Annotated in this window: 17 protein-coding genes and 1 pseudogene; 15 read left to right on the plus strand and 3 right to left on the minus strand. The window is 46.0% G+C overall.

What is annotated here, in order from left to right:
• The first annotated feature begins 1 nt into the window (after position 1).
• Genes rsxD through nth form a run of 4 tightly spaced genes read left to right on the plus strand, consistent with a single transcriptional unit; the run spans position 2 to position 3039 of the window.
• Entirely contained in the window at positions 2-1063 is a 1062-nt protein-coding gene (gene rsxD / locus VP504_RS05865; RefSeq protein WP_325893374.1) for an electron transport complex subunit RsxD, read from the plus strand.
• Positions 1060-1692 carry an electron transport complex subunit RsxG gene (rsxG, locus tag VP504_RS05870; protein ID WP_325893375.1) on the plus strand — a complete coding sequence of 211 codons (633 nt, stop codon included), beginning with the start codon at positions 1060-1062 and terminating at the stop codon, positions 1690-1692. Before rsxD ends, rsxG begins: the two co-directional genes overlap by 4 nt.
• Complete coding sequence (locus VP504_RS05875; protein WP_002541120.1) at positions 1689-2381, plus strand: electron transport complex subunit E; 693 nt, start codon at positions 1689-1691, stop codon at positions 2379-2381. The genes rsxG and VP504_RS05875 overlap by 4 nt, the downstream gene beginning before the upstream one ends.
• Positions 2382-2406: 25 nt before the next feature.
• On the plus strand, positions 2407-3039 hold the full coding sequence (nth, locus tag VP504_RS05880) for an endonuclease III (RefSeq protein WP_325893376.1): 633 nt from the start codon (positions 2407-2409) through the stop codon (positions 3037-3039).
• A 212-nt stretch (positions 3040-3251) separates the two neighbouring features.
• On the opposite strand, the gene VP504_RS05885 is transcribed toward nth, so the two are convergent.
• On the minus strand, positions 3252-4172 hold the full coding sequence (locus tag VP504_RS05885; protein ID WP_325893378.1) for an AraC family transcriptional regulator: 921 nt from the start codon (positions 4170-4172) through the stop codon (positions 3252-3254).
• Between the two features lie 38 nt (positions 4173-4210).
• Between VP504_RS05885 and VP504_RS05890 the strand changes: the two genes are divergently transcribed.
• From VP504_RS05890 to VP504_RS05915, 6 genes and pseudogenes are all read left to right on the plus strand, one after another.
• A complete protein-coding gene (locus tag VP504_RS05890) occupies positions 4211-4633 on the plus strand; it encodes an organic hydroperoxide resistance protein (protein ID WP_188731582.1) in 423 nt (140 codons plus the stop codon).
• A gap of 30 nt (positions 4634-4663) precedes the next feature.
• Positions 4664-5590 carry an alpha/beta fold hydrolase gene (locus VP504_RS05895; RefSeq protein ID WP_325893379.1) on the plus strand — a complete coding sequence of 309 codons (927 nt, stop codon included), beginning with the start codon at positions 4664-4666 and terminating at the stop codon, positions 5588-5590.
• Positions 5591-5705: 115 nt separating this feature from the next.
• Positions 5706-5963, plus strand: a pseudogene (locus VP504_RS05900) (endonuclease III); the annotation flags it as partial.
• A gap of 320 nt (positions 5964-6283) precedes the next feature.
• Complete coding sequence (locus VP504_RS05905; protein ID WP_325893380.1) at positions 6284-7198, plus strand: LysR substrate-binding domain-containing protein; 915 nt, start codon at positions 6284-6286, stop codon at positions 7196-7198.
• A 91-nt stretch (positions 7199-7289) separates the two neighbouring features.
• Positions 7290-7706, plus strand: a complete 417-nt coding sequence (gloA, locus tag VP504_RS05910; protein ID WP_325893381.1) for a lactoylglutathione lyase — start codon at positions 7290-7292, stop codon at positions 7704-7706.
• Positions 7707-8040: 334 nt separating this feature from the next.
• Entirely contained in the window at positions 8041-10938 is a 2898-nt protein-coding gene (locus VP504_RS05915; RefSeq protein WP_325893382.1) for an HD domain-containing phosphohydrolase, read from the plus strand.
• Positions 10939-11001: 63 nt separating this feature from the next.
• On the opposite strand, the gene motY is transcribed toward VP504_RS05915, so the two are convergent.
• The gene (motY, locus tag VP504_RS05920) at positions 11002-11880 is read right to left on the minus strand and encodes a flagellar protein MotY (protein ID WP_325893384.1); all 879 of its coding nucleotides are present in this window, start codon (positions 11878-11880) and stop codon (positions 11002-11004) included.
• 164 nt (positions 11881-12044) lie between these two features.
• Here motY and rnt point away from each other — a divergent pair, with 164 nt between their 5' ends.
• The 5 genes from rnt to VP504_RS05945 all read left to right on the plus strand — a co-directional run bounded on the left by rnt (position 12045) and on the right by VP504_RS05945 (position 19977).
• Entirely contained in the window at positions 12045-12716 is a 672-nt protein-coding gene (gene rnt / locus VP504_RS05925; protein WP_062708346.1) for a ribonuclease T, read from the plus strand.
• Between the two features lie 291 nt (positions 12717-13007).
• Positions 13008-14294, plus strand: coding sequence for an outer membrane protein transport protein (locus VP504_RS05930; RefSeq protein WP_062708274.1), 1287 nt, complete (start codon positions 13008-13010; stop codon positions 14292-14294).
• Between the two features lie 444 nt (positions 14295-14738).
• A complete protein-coding gene (locus VP504_RS05935) occupies positions 14739-15995 on the plus strand; it encodes an outer membrane protein transport protein (RefSeq protein ID WP_325893385.1) in 1257 nt (418 codons plus the stop codon).
• 37 nt (positions 15996-16032) lie between these two features.
• Positions 16033-18498: a VolA/Pla-1 family phospholipase gene (locus VP504_RS05940; protein WP_325893386.1), complete on the plus strand. Its 2466-nt coding sequence runs from the start codon at positions 16033-16035 to the stop codon at positions 18496-18498.
• A 156-nt stretch (positions 18499-18654) separates the two neighbouring features.
• Entirely contained in the window at positions 18655-19977 is a 1323-nt protein-coding gene (locus tag VP504_RS05945; RefSeq protein WP_325893387.1) for a Na+/H+ antiporter family protein, read from the plus strand.
• Positions 19978-20042: 65 nt separating this feature from the next.
• Here VP504_RS05945 and VP504_RS05950 read toward each other — a convergent pair whose 3' ends face one another.
• Positions 20043-20381 (minus strand): Grx4 family monothiol glutaredoxin, encoded by a 339-nt coding sequence (locus tag VP504_RS05950; protein ID WP_046302831.1) that lies wholly within the window; start codon positions 20379-20381, stop codon positions 20043-20045.
• Between the last annotated feature and the right edge of the window lie 59 nt (positions 20382-20440).

Raw genomic sequence — 20440 nt, forward strand, 5'->3', positions numbered from 1 at the left:
CGTGGCCTTTTTTATCGCCAGTAGCCCACATAGCCACAGTCGCAAGAGCACCAGCGACATCATGATGACAGTGATACTGTGTACTTTGCCCGGCATCGCTGCGCTTTGTTACTTTTTCGGTTGGGGTGTTTTACTACAGGTAGTCATGGCAGCACTGACTGCGGTGGCTGCAGAGGCAGCTGTTTTAGCTCTTCGCGGCCGCCCTGTTAAACGCTATCTTAAAGACCACTCTGCCCTGCTGACGGGTGTGCTTCTGGGTATCGCCATTCCACCGTTCGCACCATGGTGGATTGTGATTATCGGTATAGTCTTCGCCATCGTCATTGCTAAACATCTCTATGGTGGGCTGGGTCAAAACCTGTTTAACCCTGCCATGGTCGCTTATGTCGTCCTGCTGATTTCGTTCCCGGTTCAAATGACCACCTGGCTGCCACCAACTGAATTGTTGGTTCAGCCACTTGACTTTACTGACAGCTTCGCCGCTATCTTTACTGGCCTCACCACTGATGGCTTTAGCGTGAACCAACTGCGAATTGCTGTAGATGGCTCAACCATGGCGACGCCGCTGGATACCATTAAGACCTCTTTGCTGGCCGGTGAAACCGTCTCTGAGGCGGTTGAGAAGTCAGTATTTGGCAGTTTTGCAGGTATCGGTTGGGGCTGGGTGAATGTCGCCTTCCTTGTTGGCGGTCTTATTCTGCTGAAGAAGAAGATTATCCAGTGGCAAATCCCCGTTGCTATGCTGGCATCTCTTTTTGTGTTCAGCTTGGTAGGTTATGCCATCAGCCCAGATGGCGTGGCTTCGCCATTGATGCACCTATTCTCCGGTGCCACCATGTTGGGTGCGTTCTTCATTGCCACAGACCCTGTTTCTGCTTCAACCACTACACGAGGCCGACTGATCTTTGGTGCAATGATCGGCGCGTTGGTTTATCTGATCCGTACCTTTGGCGGCTTCCCAGATGGCGTAGCGTTTGCCGTGCTTATCGCAAACATGTGCGTACCGCTGATTGACTACTACACCAAACCAACCACTTACGGTTACAGGAAGGAAAGCCAATGATCCGCGCGATGCGAAATAATGGCGCAATCCTCGCGCTGGCGGCACTGCTTTCAACGGGCTTAGTTGCCGTCACCAATACACTGACGAAAGACACCATCGCAGAGCAGCAACGCATCCAGCTTTTACGGGTGCTAAATCAAGTGATCCCAGAAGACATGCATGACAATGCGTTGGCGAAAACCTGTACTTTGGTGACCAGCCCAAACCTTGTTACCAGTGAACCAATGCCAATCTACATTGCCACCAAAAACGGTGAGCCGACAGCCATGGCAGTTGAAGCCATTGCACCGGACGGTTATAACGGCGCCATCAAAGTCTTGGTCGGCGTCGATACTAATAACACTGTGCTCGGTGTTCGTGTGCTGAGCCACAACGAAACCCCGGGTCTTGGCGATAAAATCGATCTGAATGTCTCTGATTGGGTGCTGTCTTTCAATGGTAAAAATATTGAAAGTGAAGACGATAAGCGTTGGGCGGTTTACAAAGATGGCGGTCAGTTTGACCAGTTCACCGGTGCCACCATCACACCGCGTGCCGTCGTTAGCGCAGCGAGAAATGCTGCTTGGTATGCCATGCAGAACAAAGACACTATTGTCCGCCAACCTCTGAATTGTGGAGCTGCATCATGAGCCAGAATAAAGAGTTAATGACAAACGGAATGTGGGCCAATAACCCTGCGCTAGTGCAGCTTCTGGGTCTTTGTCCCCTGCTTGCAGTTTCCGCGACAGTGACCAACGCATTAGGGCTTGGCATCGCAACGCTGCTGGTTTTGGTGGGCTCGAACCTGACCGTTTCACTGGTGCGCGAATATGTACCAAAAGAAGTGCGTATTCCAATCTTCGTCATGATCATTGCGTCACTGGTAACCTGTGTACAGCTGCTGATGAACGCTTATGCATTCGGCCTTTATCAGTCACTGGGTATCTTTATTCCCCTGATCGTGACCAACTGCATCATCATCGGCCGCGCAGAGGCATTCGCCTCCAAGAATACGCCATTACCTTCGGTGTTGGATGGCTTTTGGATGGGCATGGGGATGACTGCGGCGCTGGTCGTACTGGGTGCCATTCGCGAAGTACTGGGAAACGGTACTTTGTTTGACGGCGCTGACCGACTGCTTGGTGATTGGGCTGCAGGACTTCGTATAGAAGTGTTCCAGTTTGATAGCCCATTCCTGTTAGCGATGCTGCCGCCGGGTGCCTTCCTGGCTGTAGGTTTCCTCATCGCTATAAAGAACGTGATTGACGAAAAACAAGCGAAGAAACAACCAAAAGAGAAAGCCGTGATCGAACGTGTTCGAATCACGTCCACAGATTAAAAGTTAAGCATTCAATGGATGAGCAATGAATAACGAAAAACGTGTTCAGATACTGGAGCGATTAAGAGCAGAAAACCCTCACCCGGAAACTGAACTGAACTGGAACACACCGTTTGAGTTGCTGATTGCGGTATTGCTCTCGGCGCAGGCAACGGATGTCAGCGTGAACAAGGCGACGGATAAACTCTATCCGGTGGCTAATACGCCGCAGGCATTGTTAAACCTAGGGGTTGATGGCGTAAAGGAATACATCAAAACCATTGGCCTGTTTAATTCCAAGGCAGAAAATGTCATCAAGACCTGTCGCATCATCGTTGAACAACACGGTGGTGAAGTGCCTGAAAACCGCGAAGCACTGGAAGCTCTGCCAGGCGTGGGAAGAAAGACAGCCAATGTGGTTCTCAACACCGCCTTTGGTTGGCCAACCATTGCTGTCGACACCCATATCTACCGCGTTTCAAATCGCACCAAGTTTGCCATGGGCAAAGACGTCGTTGCCGTTGAAGAAAAACTCGAAAAAGTGGTACCGAAAGAGTTTAAAGTTGATGTACATCATTGGCTGATTTTACACGGCCGCTATGTCTGTGTTGCCCGCAAACCAAAATGCGGTGCCTGTATTATTGAAGATTTGTGTGAGTTTAAGGAGAAAACTGAGTAGCTTTGTGCTGTTATAAGCAATATTCAGATATTCTTTTTAAAAATGTTTTATGTATGGAGTAGATTTTTATCTTAAATATCATGTAGATACTAGCGTACTAGAACCTGTCAACCCTGTTTATGTTTAAGACGTGCTAATACGTCCCATCGTCAACCCTGACGTAATTGTGTCTTTATAGTGTGCCACTGACGAATAGACATTCTAGTGCTAAGCTATCCGTCACTTTTTGCTTTTTCATTCAATAGCCATTGCCTTGGCGATAGGCCTATTTGAGTTTTAAATGCTCGAGATAAAGCTGATTCACTCTGATACCCCGCTTCTTCTGAAATTAAACTCAGTGTTTGACCTTCTTTCAACCACTTTTGTACCAAGCCAATTCGCCAGCGTTGTAAATAGCGAACCGGAGTTTCTCCAATGGTTGTACGAAACAAATTAGAAAAGACACTACGTGACATACCACATTTGGCAGCAAGATTATCTACGGTCCATTCTTTTTCAGGATTATCGTGAATTGACACTAACGCCTTTCGCAATCGACGATCAGACAACCCTGCTAACATACCAACTTTAATACTTCCCGCTTCCATTAATTCTCTAAGTAACTGCACTAAAAGAACTTCAAACAAACGGTCTAACAAAACTTGTCTGCCACAATAACACTCAGCAGACTCTTCCAATAATAAATTAAGGACTTGTTGGCAATGAGGTAAATCAGATAAAGGTAAACACAAACTATCCGGCAGCGCATTTACAATAGGGTTTGCCTCTTTACCTTCAAAAGATACATCAGCACAAATAAAGTGAGCTCCAGTGTTTGGTGCTGACACGAAGCTTCTTGTTAAAGGTTTAGGGTAAAGTAATAGACTAGGTTCATCGATCTTGTACGCCAACTTTTTACCGTGCCAAACTTCAACATTCCCTTCTTTTATTAAATGAAGCTGACCTAAATCACCGCGTTTTTCAATCGTATTTAAACCACATAAAGGGCCAGACTGAAACGCATGGGCTTTTAACGAAAAATGTTCAAACAATGCTGCTAAACGGTCTTTCATAAAAATACGATCTGCAATATATAAAATATTTATTGTATCAAATCGTTTTCTAATGTCACGCAAAATAACAATCGTCAACAAGGCAACAGCCTGACATTAACTCAATGAGGAAATACATCATGAAGATAGAAAACGTTTTATACAGAACACAAGCAACTTCAACTGGTGGCCGTGAAGGTCGCTCAGTAACAGACGACCAAGCTCTTTCTGTAGAACTGTCAACACCAAAAGCGTTAGGTGGTGCTGGTGGTTCTGGTACTAACCCAGAACAATTATTTGCAGCAGGATACTCAGCTTGTTTCTTAAGTGCACTTAAGTTTGTAGCACAACAGCAAAAAGTGAAATTACCAGCTTCAGTTGAAGTTTCCGCCGAAGTCGGTATTGGTGAAATTGAAACTGGCTTTGGTTTAGAGGTAAAACTGTCCATCTTCTTAGAAGGGGTTGAACAAGCACAGGAGCTGGTTGATAAAGCGCATATCGTATGCCCTTACTCCAATGCCACACGCAACAATATTGATGTGCAATTAATCGTAAATGCATAAAACCTAACTCAAATACTAGAGCAAAATACAATGAAAAAATTTATCAAAACTTTCGCTTCAGGTTTAGTCGCAAGTGCAGTTGCATTGAGTTCTCTTGCTATTAACGCAAATGAGTACCAACGTACAGCCAGCTTTATAACTACTAAAGATAATGTTGAAATCTATTACAAAGATTGGGGCCCAAAAAATGGTGAAGTCGTGACCTTTAGTCATGGCTGGCCTTTAAGCTCAGATAGCTGGGAATCACAAATGAAGTTTCTAGCCGAGCATGGCTATCGCGTTATCGCCCATGATCGCCGTGGTCACGGTCGCTCTAGCCAACCTTGGCATGGTAATGACATGGATCATTATGCAGATGACCTAAAAGCCGTTATTGATGCGCTAAAAGTGGATAATGTGACACTTATTGGATTCTCAACTGGTGGTGGTGAAGTCGCACGTTACATTGGTCGTCATGGTACAGATAAAGTCAAACGAGCTGCTTTGATCAGTGCAGTTACGCCTTTGATGATGAAAACGAAAGACAACCCTAATGGACTAGCAAAAAGTGTTTTTGATGGCCTTCGTAATGCACACGAAGTTAACCGCTCACAATTGTATTTAGATATCGCGGCGGGTCCATTTTTTGGTTTTAATCGTGAAGGTGCAGAAGTCTCACAAGGTTGGATCCAATCATTCTGGCGTCAAGGCATGATGGGTGGAGCAAAAAATACTTATGATTCCATTGAAGCATTTTCTGCTACTGATTTCCGTCCTGATTTAGCTAAGTTTGATGTACCAACTTTAGTTATTCATGGTGATGATGACCAAATAGTACCATTTGAAATCTCTGGTCGTGCAGCAGAATTGGTAAAAGATGCAAAATTAATTATTTACAAAGGTGCACCACATGGTTTGTCTGATACTCACAAAGACAGATTAAACCAAGACCTGTTGAAATTTTTGCAAAATAAATAACCCTTTTTAACTCGTCATATCAATAATGCCGGAGCTAAATGCTCCGGTTTTTTCAATCACTTCAAAAAGTAGCTAGAACCTAGCATTTCGCACAATTCAAAATCTACCTTTGTTGTCTTTTGGCTGGCCGACTATTGCAGTAGACACCCATATTTTTCGCGTATCAAACCGCACCAAATTCGCGATGGAGAAAAACGTCGATCAGGTAGAAGAAAAGCTACTGAAAGTCGTGCCAAAGGAATTCAAGGTCGATGTTCACCACTGGCTTATTCTGCACGGCCGCTACACTTGTGTGGCTCGCAAACCGCGTTGTGGCAGTTGTATCATTGAAGACCTCTGCGAATTCAAAGAAAAGATTTACCCAGATGAATAAAAAGAAGGCTGCCATTGGCAGCCTTCTTTATAAATATTTCTGATAGTCATGGGAGCCACCACTGTCACATCTCGTATCGTTGATACCAATATCTTTCTTCAGGTGGCAGTTCATTCCATCGCTCCTAATCACGACTTTACGCTCCCTGAAACTACTTCCTAACCCAATAATTTTAAATATTTTCTCTATTATCATATTTATAGTCCTCTTTGCTGACGGTCTCATCATTCGTTCTCTGTTGTTATGGTTTAATGTCATTTTGTTAGTATTCTGTACTCAACACGAACGATGAAATCTGACACCAGATATAAGCTGAACTTATGGACAAGCAACTTCGCTATCTCAGTGCACTCCGCTACTTTGAAGCCGCTGCGAGACTGAAAAGCTACAGCGCAGCAGCAAAAGAATTGAATGTGACCCAGGCAGCCGTCAGCCAACAACTGAGAGGGCTGGAAGATAACCTTGGCTGTAAGCTGTTTTTTAGAAATGGGCGGGAAATGCAGCTCACCGATAAAGGCCACCAGCTGCTTGCCCCTATTACCGAGGGGTTTGAAAAGATTATCGTCGGTTTAAACCGTATTCAGACTGAACCTCTGGAAGGCGTGTTGACCGTCACCGTCCCACCCTCATTCGCGTCGCTGTGGTTAATGCCAAGACTATGGCGATTTACGTTGGAAAACCCCACCATCACGATTCGCATACATAGCGATATCAAACGGGTGGCAATCCTACACAGCGATATTGATCTAGCCATTCGGCAGGGGAAAATCACAGAGAGTGACATAGCCGGCAGCATTCGTTGCGAACACCTTTATCAAGAGGAGGTTTACCCGCTTTGCTCCGCAGAACTTGCCCGTTCTATACAATTTGATTCCCCGGAAAAACTCAAGCGGTGTTGGTTGATACATGGCGTGAATTCTAAAGAGATAGTTTGGTCAAAGTGGTTTGAAAAAGCTGGTGTGAAGTTCGACAACAGCGCGCTGAGATGGATGGAAGTACCTACATTCGATATGGCGCTCAATGCAGTGATTGCGGGTCACGGTGTATGTTTGGGGACGGAAAGTTTGTCGAAAGCACTTATCGATCAGGGTCTTCTGGTCAAACCTTTTGATATCGGACTCACGCCCGGCATGCAGTTTAGTTTGTTGTATGATGGCGCTTCCTCAAGGCTTCCGCGCATTGAAGCATTTCGAAACTGGTTGTTCCGTGAGTTGGAACAGTCACAATATCGCTGAAACCTTCAGAGGATCTGTTTACTTAAGGCTCTTGGGGTTACGAAAATTTTGTTGGTAAACTGGGCGCGACAATACAATTAAGGAGAATGTCATGAGCACTGGTCGTATTCTGCATACCATGATCCGCGTTGGTGATTTGGATCGTTCAATTGCCTTCTATACCGACGTGATGGGCATGCAGCTTTTGCGTAAAAGCGAAAATGAGCAGTACGAGTACACACTGGCTTTTGTTGGCTACGGTGATGAATCACAGGGTGCAGTGATTGAGCTGACCTACAACTGGGGCACATCTGAATATGAACACGGCTCTGCTTTTGGCCATATCGCGATTGGTGTAGACGATATCTACGCGACATGCGACAAACTGCGAGAAGCGGGCGCAAACATTACCCGTGAGCCAGGCCCAGTAAAGGGCGGCACCACTGAGATCGCATTTGTTGAAGACCCAGATGGCTACAAAATCGAGCTGATCCAGAACAAGAGTGCTTCTTCAGGCTTAGGTAACTAGCAAGCTTCCTCTTCACTGCACCTCTCATTGGGAGGTGTAGTCTTCCTCGCCCACATTTAAGCTTAAAAATAAACATACTTATCCATGCATTAAAAACCGAACCCATCATCTACCCAAACATTTGACAGTGGGAAAAGCGTATAAACAATAACCGCTTGATGTGATGGCAACGTTTTTAGTTGCGATATACCCAAGCAACCTGAATCCTGCTTCTTCAGGTTGTTTAGTTATAAATATTCGTGACTTAATTCAAAGGCCTCATCAAAAAAATTTGTAACCGGATACTGTCTGGTAGTCTTAACCGAGTGTCTCATAAATAAGATAATGGACTATCATGGCTAAGCGCCGTTACACCCTTCAAATACATATCGCGGGCATCTTTTTTATTGTTGTATCCCTGCTTTCTGCACTACTCATTGTGTTGAGTTACCAAAACTCAAAAGAACTCAATCAACAATTGGCAGCAGAGCGCACTGCGCAAAATGCAGAACGTATAAAGCTTTCCTTTCAAAAGCTGACCTCACCCGTGGTTACCGCCATGGATGCGCTAGCCAACTCAGATTTCGGCCATAGCTTATATGCCTCTTATGACGATGGCTGGCTATCCAGTATCAATGCTATTCTTGAGCGCAACCCTGACGTGTTATCAGTCTATGTCGGCTATCCCAACGAAAGTTCAGCATTCATCCGATCGACCAAACTCGACTTTATGAAAGAACAATTTTCCACCCCAGAAAACAGTCATATCATGGTGGATATCAACAGCAAAGTCGGTCACCAGATCCGGACGCATTACGACGGAAATCTTAAAACTATCCGAATTGATACTGACCTTATCAGTTACAAGCCAACTCAACGCCCGTGGTACAAAGCCGCACCTGAAGATGGAAGCATTCATGTCACTGACCCATATTTTTACCTGTTTATCCAGCGTATGGGGATCACACTGACACGGAAATTTGCCAAGATTAACGGCGTTCTCGCGGTAGATATCACACTCGATTCGCTGAACAAGTTTCTCTACTCCCTGGTTGACACTGAAGAGACCCAACTCATGCTTTTGGACGACCACAAAAGCGTTTTCGCCCACACAGGATTTCTCCCTGATTCATCTTCAGGTATGAACCAGCGCATGTATCTAGAAGCAATGTCTGCTTCGCCGTTTAACCACCTTTTTAAAACCAGCGATTGGGAGGAATCAAATACCACGATTCATCACAATGGAGAAAAGTGGGCACTAAACTTGGTCAGGATAAGTTTTGGCGGCGAACGAGGTTTGTGGCTGGCAAAAACTATTCCAGAACGATTGATGATTAAGAGCGCGCTTGAGGCGAGAAACAACCAAATTACTATTAGTATGTTCGGTCTCTTAATCGGTACCTTCATGGTACTTTGGGCATCTAAACGTATCGCTAATCCTCTGAAAGTTCTGGTTGACGAAACCCAGAAGATTCGCCGACTTGACTTCTCTAGTGTTTCCACCCCAACCTCAAAGATTGTGGAAGTCCGTGAGCTTTCTGAATCCGTTCACATGATGTCTGAAACCATTCAGAACTTCCTTCAAACCCTGCACCGTGTCTCCAACAGCTCTAACTTCGATTCGTTGATGGCAGACATCGCGCTTCATTGTCAGCAAACTTCAGGTGCAGATTACGTCATGCTCTGGACCCATTCTTCTGAAAGCCACGATAAACTGACATTGACAGCCCAGTATCCTTGCCAGACAGAAGCAAACCAGATTGACTTACTGAAGCTACTTGCTGACTCGCCAGATATGGAAAAAGCACTGCAGGGACAACACTTCTTAAGCTTTAAACCGTCTTCCTCAGATATTGAACGCGGACTACTGCCTGATTCGCTGAAACACGCATGGCTGGTTCCATTGTACAATCGCGATAAAGACTGTGTCGGTTATGTCTTGATGGGCTTCAATGGCTGCCCAGGAAACGATCAGGATGACAAGCTTCAATTCATCCGCCAATTCTTGGGCTTCGCTTCCCTAATCAAAGAGAACTGGGATCGTGTGGCTGCGCAAAAACAACTGTTCAAATCCTTTATTGAAATGATGGCATCGGCTATCGATACCAAATCGCCTTATACGGGCGGTCACTGTCAGCGTGTACCTGAGCTGACCTTTATGCTCGCCGAGGCAGCCAGCAAAGATAAGAAACGCTTCCCAGATTTCACATTGAACGAACAGTCACGCGAAGCACTCTACTTCGCGGCCTGGCTTCACGATTGTGGTAAGGTCACCACACCAGAGTTTGTCGTGGACAAAGCCACCAAGCTTGAGACCATATACAACCGTATCCACGAAGTCCGTACTCGTTTCGAAGTACTAAAGCGCGATGCCGAAATCACATATTGGCAAAAACGTTTGGAAGGTCAAAGCTCAGAAATACTGGATGCTTGGTTAGCAGAAGAACATAAAACCCTCGACGAAGAGTTTGCTTTCATCGCCAAGTGCAACGTCGGCGGAGAGTTTATGGATAAGAGTAACATCGCCAAACTCGAGAAAATTGCTGAACGCAGTTGGATGCGTACCATCGACGATATTCAAGGACTTTCATGGGAAGAGGAAGCAAGACGTTCTGCCCGCGGAAGCTTAATGCTGCCATGTAAAGAGTATGTCCTCTCGGATACTGTTGACCAAAAAATCCCATGGCTGCCGCAGCAGCTCAATACGTTCAAGGATTGGGAGTTCAAACTGCCGGTGCCACAGCTTCAGTACAATCGTGGTGAACTCTATAACCTCTCTATACAGCGTGGCACCTTGACCGAAGAGGAACGCTTTATCATCAACGATCACATTATCCAGACTATCAATATGCTTCGGAAACTGCCTTATCCTAAGCACCTTGAACGAGTTCCGGAAATAGCAGGCGGGCATCATGAGAAGCTGGATGGTAAAGGTTACCCTTACGGACTAGATGAAAGCTCGCTGTCAGTCGATGCACGTATCATGGCAGTGGCCGATATCTTTGAAGCCCTTACCGCGAGTGATCGTCCTTACAAGAAGGCCAAAACACTTAGCGAGGCTCTTAAAATCCTGGCCTTTATGGCTAAAGACAAACATATCGATGAGCAACTTTTCCGACTATTTATTGAAGAGAAAATCTATATCCACTATGCAGAGCAGTACCTCCCAATAGAGCAGCATGATGAGGTCAATGAAGAAGCCTTGATGGCTATCATCACTCCAAAGCCGGAAAAAGAAACTGAAACTGCATAAAAGAAAAAGCCCCGCTGCAATCAGCGGGGCTTTTTCTTAATAATGAGGTTTTAGGTATTCACTCTAGATAATTGTTCGACCCAGCGAGATCACTACACGACGGTTTTTGTTTCGGCCGATTGGACTTTCATTTTCGGCAATTGGGCGACGCTCACCATAAGCTTCTACCTGAATCCTGTCTTTAGGCAATCCCAATGACATAAAGTACTGCTCCAGTTTTTCAGCGCGGATTTCAGACATTCTCTGGTTAGCTGCTTTCGCCCCGCGGCCATCGGTATAGGTCGCCATCAACACTAAGTCGATATCCGGACTGTAACGGACAAACTCTGCAATTTGCGCGAGTCGCGACATAGAGGCTTTGTTCAGCTCATCACCGTTCTCATTGTAATGAAGTACGGTGAATGCAATGTCTTCAAAAGAATAAGGCAGTAGACGCGCCACACAGCTACTGAATTCGTTGTACGGTTGCTGAAAGGAGACTGAGGACAAAGCAATATCGACCCGCTTCCCCTTACTTTGCCACTCTTTAAAGCTAAAGGTCGGGTAACGGCCATTTTCTAGTTCAGACAACATACTCCAGGCTGTCTGCCCATCTACGTAGCCATTAAACTGCTTATAGAAACGCAAGCGATCGATATATTCCGCAGGCTCACCAGCAAACCAAACCGGAGGCATTGATACTAAGGAGACATTTTGCGTTTGTCCCATTGCCCGGCGCATCTCCAACTCAAAATCCAGATTGATTTTCTTGCTGGCGCGCGAAGTAAATGTCGCCATACCGTAGTTTGGGATCATATGCTCAATACGGCACTCGATCGGTGTATCTACCTTCACCTTCCAAACAGATTCCGTAGGCTTCGCTCCGTAATACTTGCTCGCAGACGCCGATAGCGGCGCAAAGCTTGCGGCAATGCATAATGTCAAAAGCGATGCTTTCTTCATACTGGGGCTGTTCCTGTGACTAAGTGGGACGGTATTGCTTACCTTATCGGAAGGCGAGCCCGTATCTTTAGCCTTATTTTAATCGCTCGCGTCAAAACTAGAAAATGAAAATCCAGTCAGCTTCTGACATAATGCACGCCTCATTTTCACAAGTTATCCGAAGCATGACCCAAGAAACCAACCTGAACACGCTAAAAGCAAGATTTCGTGGCTATTTTCCCGTTGTTATTGATGTTGAAACCGCTGGATTTAATTCCCAAACAGACGCTCTGCTGGAAATCTGCGCTGTCACATTGAAAATGGACGAAGACGGTTGGCTCTCTCCTGATAAAACCATTCACTTTCATGTTTCTCCGTTCGAAGGTGCAAACCTCGTCAAAGAGGCGCTGGAGTTCAACGGAATTAAGGATCCTTTCAGCCCGCTACGTGGCGCCGTTGAAGAAGAGCATGCGTTGAAAGAAATCTTCAAACTGATCCGCAAAGAGCAGAAAGCGGCAGGTTGTCAGCGCTCCATCATGGTCGCGCACAATGCAAACTTCGACCACAGCTTCGTGATGGCCGCTTCGGAGCGCAGCCACCTAAAACGCAATCCATTCCACCCATTTGCTACTTTTGACACTGCCGCACTAAGCGGATTGGCATTTGGACAAACCGTGCTGGCAAAAGCCTGTCAAACCGCAGCTATCCCTTTTGATAACCGTGAAGCGCACTCAGCACTTTACGATACAGAACGTACTGCCGAACTTTTCTGTGAGATCGTTAACAAATGGAAGAAATTAGGCGGCTGGCCAATTTTTTCAGCGGACGAAGAATCCGAACAAAGCGCAGACGAATAGCAGTTCAGTGAAACTCGAGAAAAATGGCGGAATAGCATAAATTTAAAGGTGTTTTGCCGTTTTTTTTACCAGTCAAATCAATCGTTTTAAACAAAAGTCTGAAATTATTCTCAACAACTGCTCTTTTAGCGCCTAGATCTCGCGCAAACTATTGATAACAAAACTACAACATTTGGTAAATTGCTACGTATACTGTCTTAGAACGATTCGACACCTGCGCTGAAAAGTTTTGAGCGGCTAATGTCGAAGACGACAAAAATAAAAAAGGCAGTGACAGAGAGGCAATTCCAAATGAAACGTGTAACGCAACGTACCCTACTTTCAACAGCCATTGCGCTGGCCACATTTCAGGCCCATGGCGCTGGCTTCCAAATCAGTGAACATTCCGCCAGCGGTTTAGGTCGCGCATTTGCCGGTGAAGCAGCAATCGCTGACAATGCCGCAGTCGCTGTTCGAAACCCTGCAGCAATGACTATGTTCGATGCCGCACAAGTGTCGGGTGGTCTTTCGTTTATCCAGCCGGATGTGGATGCCAAAGTTAGCGACGCTTCTTTAAACGGAACCACTCTAGGAGCCGACGAGCATAGTGACGTTGCTCCAGACGCTCTGGTTCCAAACTTTCACTACGTTCGTCCGCTGAATGATAAAATGGCGGTTGGTTTTTCAACTTTTTCCAACTTTGGTCTGTCCACAGAATACCCAACAGATTCACCAGCTGGTGCAATCGGGGGGCAAACTGAATTATTGACAGTAGACTTCAATGCCAACCTTGCTTACGAAGTTAGCGATCAGTTGAGCCTTGGTGTTGGCCTCAACGCAGTATATGCAGATGCTGAGTTAAAACGTCAAAAAGGTATCCTTAGTAGCGGCTTTGTTTTAGGGGGGTCAGCAACTGATGAGATTTCATATTTGGCTGGCGACGGTTGGGGCTTTGGTTGGAATGCAGGTGCACTTTGGCAATTTAATGAAAACAACCGAGTAGGCGCTAGCTACCGCTCAAAAGTTGATATAACCCTTGAGGGTGATTACAGAGGGACTTCCGCAACAGGAACCGTAGCAGGTGAATTAGAGCTTAACCTTCCGGATATTTTCGAATTCTCTGGCTTCCACAAGCTTGGGGAACAATGGGCGGTTCACTACAGTGCAATGCGTATTGGCTGGAGTAGCTTCCAAGAACTCAGAGCAACAAGCTCTCAATGTCTCAGTTTGTCAGGGCAAGGAGTATGCCTCCAGAAAGACGAAAAATGGGAAAACACTTGGCGCTATTCCTTGGGAGCAACCTACTACCTAAATGATAAATGGGAACTAAGAGCGGGCTATGCAAAAGATGAAAGTCCAGTTCCAGATGCCCATAGAACGCTTAGCATTCCAGATACAGAGCGTGATTGGTACAGCTTAGGTGCAACTTATTATGCCACAGACAACCTAAGTATTGATGCTGGTTTCGCTTATTTGAGTGGCGACGACGTAAATGGTACGGAAAGCGAAAACCTACCTGGAGGTGCCGTCGCAAGCTATGACTTTACCGCTGGCGGTGATGCTTACATTTACGCTCTTAGCGCAAACTACACCTTCTAAGTAACTGTTTCACAAACGAGAAAAGCCGATTCTTTGCAATCGGCTTTTTTGTTTTCAGTCACAAAAGTGAAATTCACCGGTAACAGCCGTGAATTGATTTTCTTCAGTTTTCACGTCAAATTCAAACGCACGCTTAGAATCCAACCACTTTGTTTCTATTCATTAACGCGTTAATACAAGCACTTCAGAAAAACCCAGCCTATTTTAGTGTATTTACTTAAAACTCAAGTTTTAAAAATAGGCATAAAATACCGAAAATTCAGGCACTCATGTCGTATTTAACACCTATTTAACATCAATGCATGTCATGACATATTAAGCATCGTAAAGATCCGACCAGTAGTCATAACAAATTGCTATAGGCTGCAACGTTTTTCCAACTTATTGAAAATATTGGATTTTGGTTAATTAATGACCGATAACTCAATTTGGACGAGAGGCTGTATGTCAAAAAAACTATCAAGAAGCGCCCTAGCGGTCGCCATTGCTCTCACCGCCCCAAGTGCTTGGAGCGCGGGTTATCAAGTTGCTGAACACTCAGCAAGCGGATTAGGTCGAGCTTTCTCGGGAGAAGCGGCTGTTGCAGATAATGCTTCTGTGCTTGCGCGCAACCCTGCAGCCATGACGATGTTCGAGAAAACCAGTGTTTCTGGAGCACTGAGTTTTATCGACCCTAACGTTGACATCTCACATGAAGGACCTTCTCGAAATCAAACTGCCAAAGATGTTGCTCCCTACGCGATTGTTCCCGCTTCATACATGATTTCACCAGTTAACGACAAACTTTCTGTCGGTCTAGGATTCTTTACTACGTATGGGGTCGCTACGGACTACCCAGATGATTTCAACCAGGGCAGCTCTGCTGGAGATACTTCTCTTGTTTCGGTAACCATCAACCCAACTATTGCGTGGAAAGCAACTGACCAATTGAGCGTTGGTGCAGGAATAAGTGCGGTGTATGCTCATGCTGAACTCAACCGCCATAAAGGCATTACCGCCACCTTCTTAGGGGGCAACGCGTCAGATAAGACCATAACAATGGAAGGTGATACTTTCGGTTTTGGCTGGAATGTTGGTGCGCTATACGAGCACGATCAGCACAACCGATGGGGATTGGGCTATCGCTCACAGGTAACTTTGGATTTCGAAGGTGACTTTACCGATCACACTGGTGTAGCCGCGCAACTTCCCCCTGGAACAACCATAAAAGGTGATCTGGAGGTTGTACTGCCCGCTACATTAGAAGCTTCAGGCTTTAACCAACTCGATGAAAAATGGGCTATACACTACAGCGTTTTGTGGACCCAGTGGAGTAAATTTAAAGAACTGCGCGCTACCAACAATCAGTGTGACTCCTCCTTAGTGGGTGGAGGAGCTGGTATTTGTTTCCTAAAAGAAGAGCACTATGACGACGCCCTACGCTGGTCATTTGGTTTTACACACTCTCTAAACGAGCAATGGTTGCTGCGTGCTGGCTTTGCATATGACGAACAAGCTGGAGAAGCGACACTCAGCATCCCAGACACAGACCGCTACTGGTATTCCACTGGAGCAACCTATCAATACAGCCAAGACCTCTCATTCGACGCCGGTTTTACATACATCAATAGTCAGTCAAATACCTTTACTGAAGATGGTGAAACGTTCAGAGGCGATGGAAACGCACTGATTTATGCCTTGCAAGCAAATTATCAGTTTTAACTTTTCAACGGATGATTAAGTAGTTACGAGGCATATTATGAAAAAGAGAATACTCGCCCTTTTAGTATCAACGGCTTTACTTTCTGCATGTAACGATTCCAGCCTATCTGGTGACGCGACGGTAGATCCAGATCTTAGCAATAGCCTTAATGCAGCAACAAAAATTCAGTTTGATTTAATTTCAGATCCAGACAATCCACAAGTTGTTACCCCAAGCTTTATCGCCATGGACGCGAATGATGGGACCTTAGCAACCGACGGAACGTTAGGTAGTGCTGGCTATTCGACAAATATTGGAGACCCAGAGGTTACGCTAGGAAAAACTGACGGATGGGGTACTTCGGTCCCTATGACCTTTACATTCACTGGAGAAGACCTAGACAGTAGCACAGCAAATCTGGGGTTCAAGCTTATTGAGAGTGGGGATCCAACTAGTAGTGAGTTTGCTCAAAGCACACCTGTAGAATTGGTCGCGGGTAAAGACTTCGTCGCATCAACTAGTGGTAAAACACTTATCGTGTATTTAGAAGATAAGCCACTGAAGCCGGCGACAAACTACATGTTGGCCATTACTAATGAACTAAAAGATGTCAACGGTGAAAGTGTTGGTACTACAAGTTCATATGCAGTGTTGAAAGATAAAGCCACACCACCATCTGATGCACTTGTCCCAGCGCAAACTATAACCCGAGCAGTAGAATCCGAGTTTTCCAAAGTTGGCGTATCATCTTCAGACATTATTTTCTCCACATGGTTTACGACAGCATCAGCGGGAGACGTACTCTATGGCGCTAAACTTGCTACCGCTCAAGTGTATAACGCAAGAAACATTGGCGGTAATGCGTCTTTGGTCTGGCAAGGCTCGGCGGCAAATGTGTCACTTACCGAAGCTGAAATCAACTCAGTATTCAGTATTAGTGCAGGCTCAGGGGCCTCTCAAACAACAACTGAGGGACATTCTGTCATCTCATTGAGCGTTAAATTACCTTACTATTTGAGTAGTGATCCTAGCGCCTTTGCCACCACACCATGGCAAAGTGGAATGCCCAGCCTAGCCGTCATCAGTAGTACCCTTTCCTCAGGTGCAGACGAAGATAAAGCAGCAATTTTAGGGCAGTTAGCATCGATAGGTATTTCGGAGAGTGACTTATCTCTAGTTGCAACAGACAGTGAAAAACAAGCCGAAGTTGTCGAGAAACTAGTCGGTAAAACGCTAACGACAGCAGATGGTTCTCAATTAGATTCTGAAAGACTCGTGACACGTTACAGTCCCATACCAAAACTTCAATCTATTGAAGACGTTGCTCTGACAATGGTGGTGTCAAAAGAATGTGTAGCACCAAACGATTACGGTACTGCACAAACTGTTATTTTCCAGCACGGTATTACAACATCCAAAGATGTCCTTACCGATAACAATGGCGAACTTGCCGATGCGATTATCGATGATAGCTGCATGGCAATTTTAGCCATCGACCATCCAATACATGGTGAACGTGCGCTAGCAAATGGAGCAATAACCGCAACCGTTAACGAGTCAGATCCCAACGACGCAGGAAATGCATCTTACTATCTCAATCTAGCGGCTCTTCCTGTAGCAAGAGATAATCTGCGCCAAAGTGTGATAGATATTGTTAATCTCCGAGCAGCAATTGGCGGTGAGGTATTTGGGATATTGGCTGCAGGCGGACAGCGCAATGATATAACGGAACTCAATTTCCTTGCTCCCACGAAAGGTGTGGCGTTCATAGGACATTCCCTTGGTGCGATTACTGGCGTTGATGTCGGCAACATTGCTAACCGAAGCGTGGGAAACACTCAAGCTGATGCTCTTCTTTTCAACGTAAGAGCTCTTGCGTTAGCTAACCCTGGAGCCGGAATTCCCTATTTACTGTTGAACTCGAATGAGTTTGGCAACTTCGTAAAAGGAAGTTTGGTCGCAGGGTCTGATGCGAGCTTTGCTGAAACATGTGCAAATGCTTTTGGTGGTGACGTGGCAGCTTGCTTTGCCGCTACGCAATCGGCACTTATTGGTGCAGGGGATAGCGAGAGTACTCAAAGTCTTGCAGCGATGTACAACAGCTTTAATTCTTACGCTTACGCTGCACAAACGATTCTCGACACTGTTGATCCAATCAATCACGGAGGCCTAATCAGTGAAAATGTTCCAGTTTACCTAGCTTCTGTAGCTAACGACCAAGTCATACCAAATCAGCTTCAGCGAACGCCTGTCACCGGCGCAATTCTGGAGCCTTATTCACCGTTTGGTGGCACTCTGCCACTTATTCCAGTGATGGATCTGAGTGCTACGACATCCCCTCAATCTGGGTCAGTAGTAAAAAGTGCTCTGTTGTTTACCGAAGGGGACCACAGTTCACTGAATGGCACTCCAGCGAGCACAACAGCAACCGAAGTAATGCGTAACAGCATTTCATCTTTTGTTCTAGGTGACGGTACTTCGCTGACTATTTCGAATAGCAGTGTCCTTTCTGAAAGTCAGTAAACTCGCTCTAAAAGGCCAGCATCCGCTGGCCTTTTTTCTCTCCAAGCCAATTCCTTTCAAATTCCCCTCGACAATGTAAAAAATATCAGCAAACTGTGATCTTTGTCTTTTGGGGATAGATTTTGCCCCGTCGGGTGCTTGTAGGGATAGGAAGTAATGAATCCAGTTGTTATTGCTGTTTGCGTGATGCTGGCGTTGGCACTTTTAAGAGTCAACGTGGTGGTTGCGCTAACATTTAGTGCCGTCTTGGGCGGTATGGTCAGTGGTCTAACACTGCCCGAAACCATTTCTGCGTTTGAAGGTGGCTTAGGTGGTGGTGCAACCATCGCACTGAGTTATGCCATGTTGGGTACCTTTGCAGTAGCGATTAGCCGCTCAGGTATCACGGATCTTTTGGCGCAATCCGTTGTGAAGAAACTGAATGGTAAAGGAAGCCAAAATGCCTCTGCGGCGTTGAAGTACATGGTGCTTGTGGCTCTTGGCCTATTAGCAATCTCGTCTCAGAACGTGATTCCGGTACACATCGCATTTATCCCTATTGTGATTCCACCCTTGCTGCATGTGTTTGCCAAGCTAAATCTCGACCGTCGATTGGTGGCCTGTGTGCTGACCTTTGGTTTGATCACACCTTATATGGTGTTGCCAGTAGGTTTCGGCGGCATTTTCCTGAACAACATTCTGCTGAAGAATTTGCACGATAACGGTTTGGATGTCGTCGGCAGTCAGGTGCCTCAAGCCATGTTGCTACCAGCAGCTGGTATGTTGTTTGGTGTGTTGGTTGCTGCCTTTATCAGCTACCGTAAGCCTCGCCACTATTCGGAAGAAAAGATCCTAGCTGCAGAGCCGGAAAAAGCAGAGTTCAAACCGCAGAATGTTGTGGTTGCTGTGATTGCTATCGCCGCCGCACTGGGTGTGCAGCTCACCACTGGCTCTATGATTGTCGGTGCACTGGCTGGCTTTATGGTGTTTACCTTTGGTGGTGTCATTAAGTGGAAAGACACGCAAGACGTGTTCACCCGCGGCGTTCACATGATGGCGATGATTGGCTTTATCATGATTTCCGCAGCTGGCTTTGCGGCAGTGATGAAAGCGACAGGCAGTGTAGAAACACTGGTTGCTTCTCTGGCATCCACTATTGGTGACAACAAACCACTGGCAGCACTATTGATGTTGGTTGTTGGCCTTTTGGTGACTATGGGTATCGGTTCTTCGTTCTCAACGATTCCGATTATTGCAACCATTTACGTGCCACTGGCACTCGCATTTGGCTTCTCACCGATGGCGACCATTGCCTTGGTAGGTACTGCGGCGGCGTTGGGTGACGCTGGCTCTCCCGCTTCCGATTCAACCTTGGGCCCAACTTCAGGTCTGAACGCCGATGGTCAGCACGAGCACATCTGGGATACCGTGGTGCCAACCTTTATCCACTACAACCTGGCGCTGATTGCGTTTGGTTGGATTGCAGCGATGACGCTGTAACCAGAACGACAGATACAAAAAAGCCGCGGTTTTGTCAGCGGCTTTTTTTATGAGAAGGAAAACGCTTAGCTGTTTTCTTCTGCGTCGCGGCGTGTCGCTGCGTTTTTGATCAAAGGCTGAAGCTCACCCTTCTGGAACATTTCCAGGATGATGTCACAACCGCCGATCAGCTCACCATCAATCCACAGCTGTGGGAAAGTTGGCCACTGCGCGTAGATTGGCAGCTCAGCACGGATATCCGGGTTTTGCAGGATATCGACGTACGCAAATTTCTCACCACACGCCATCAGCGCTTGGCTTGCCTGAGAAGAAAAGCCACAGCTAGGCAGCTTCGGCGAGCCTTTCATGTAAAGCAGGATTGCGTTCTCTTCAATCTGCTGTTTGATTTTATCAATAGTTTCCATTACTTCCTCGAACACCAAGTGTGATGATGACAACGATTCTAACTGTGTTAGCGATGGAA

Origin of the sequence: Grimontia sp. NTOU-MAR1 (genome assembly GCF_035758505.1) — a bacterium.
Taxonomy (GTDB): Bacteria; Pseudomonadota; Gammaproteobacteria; order Enterobacterales; family Vibrionaceae; genus Enterovibrio; species Enterovibrio marinus.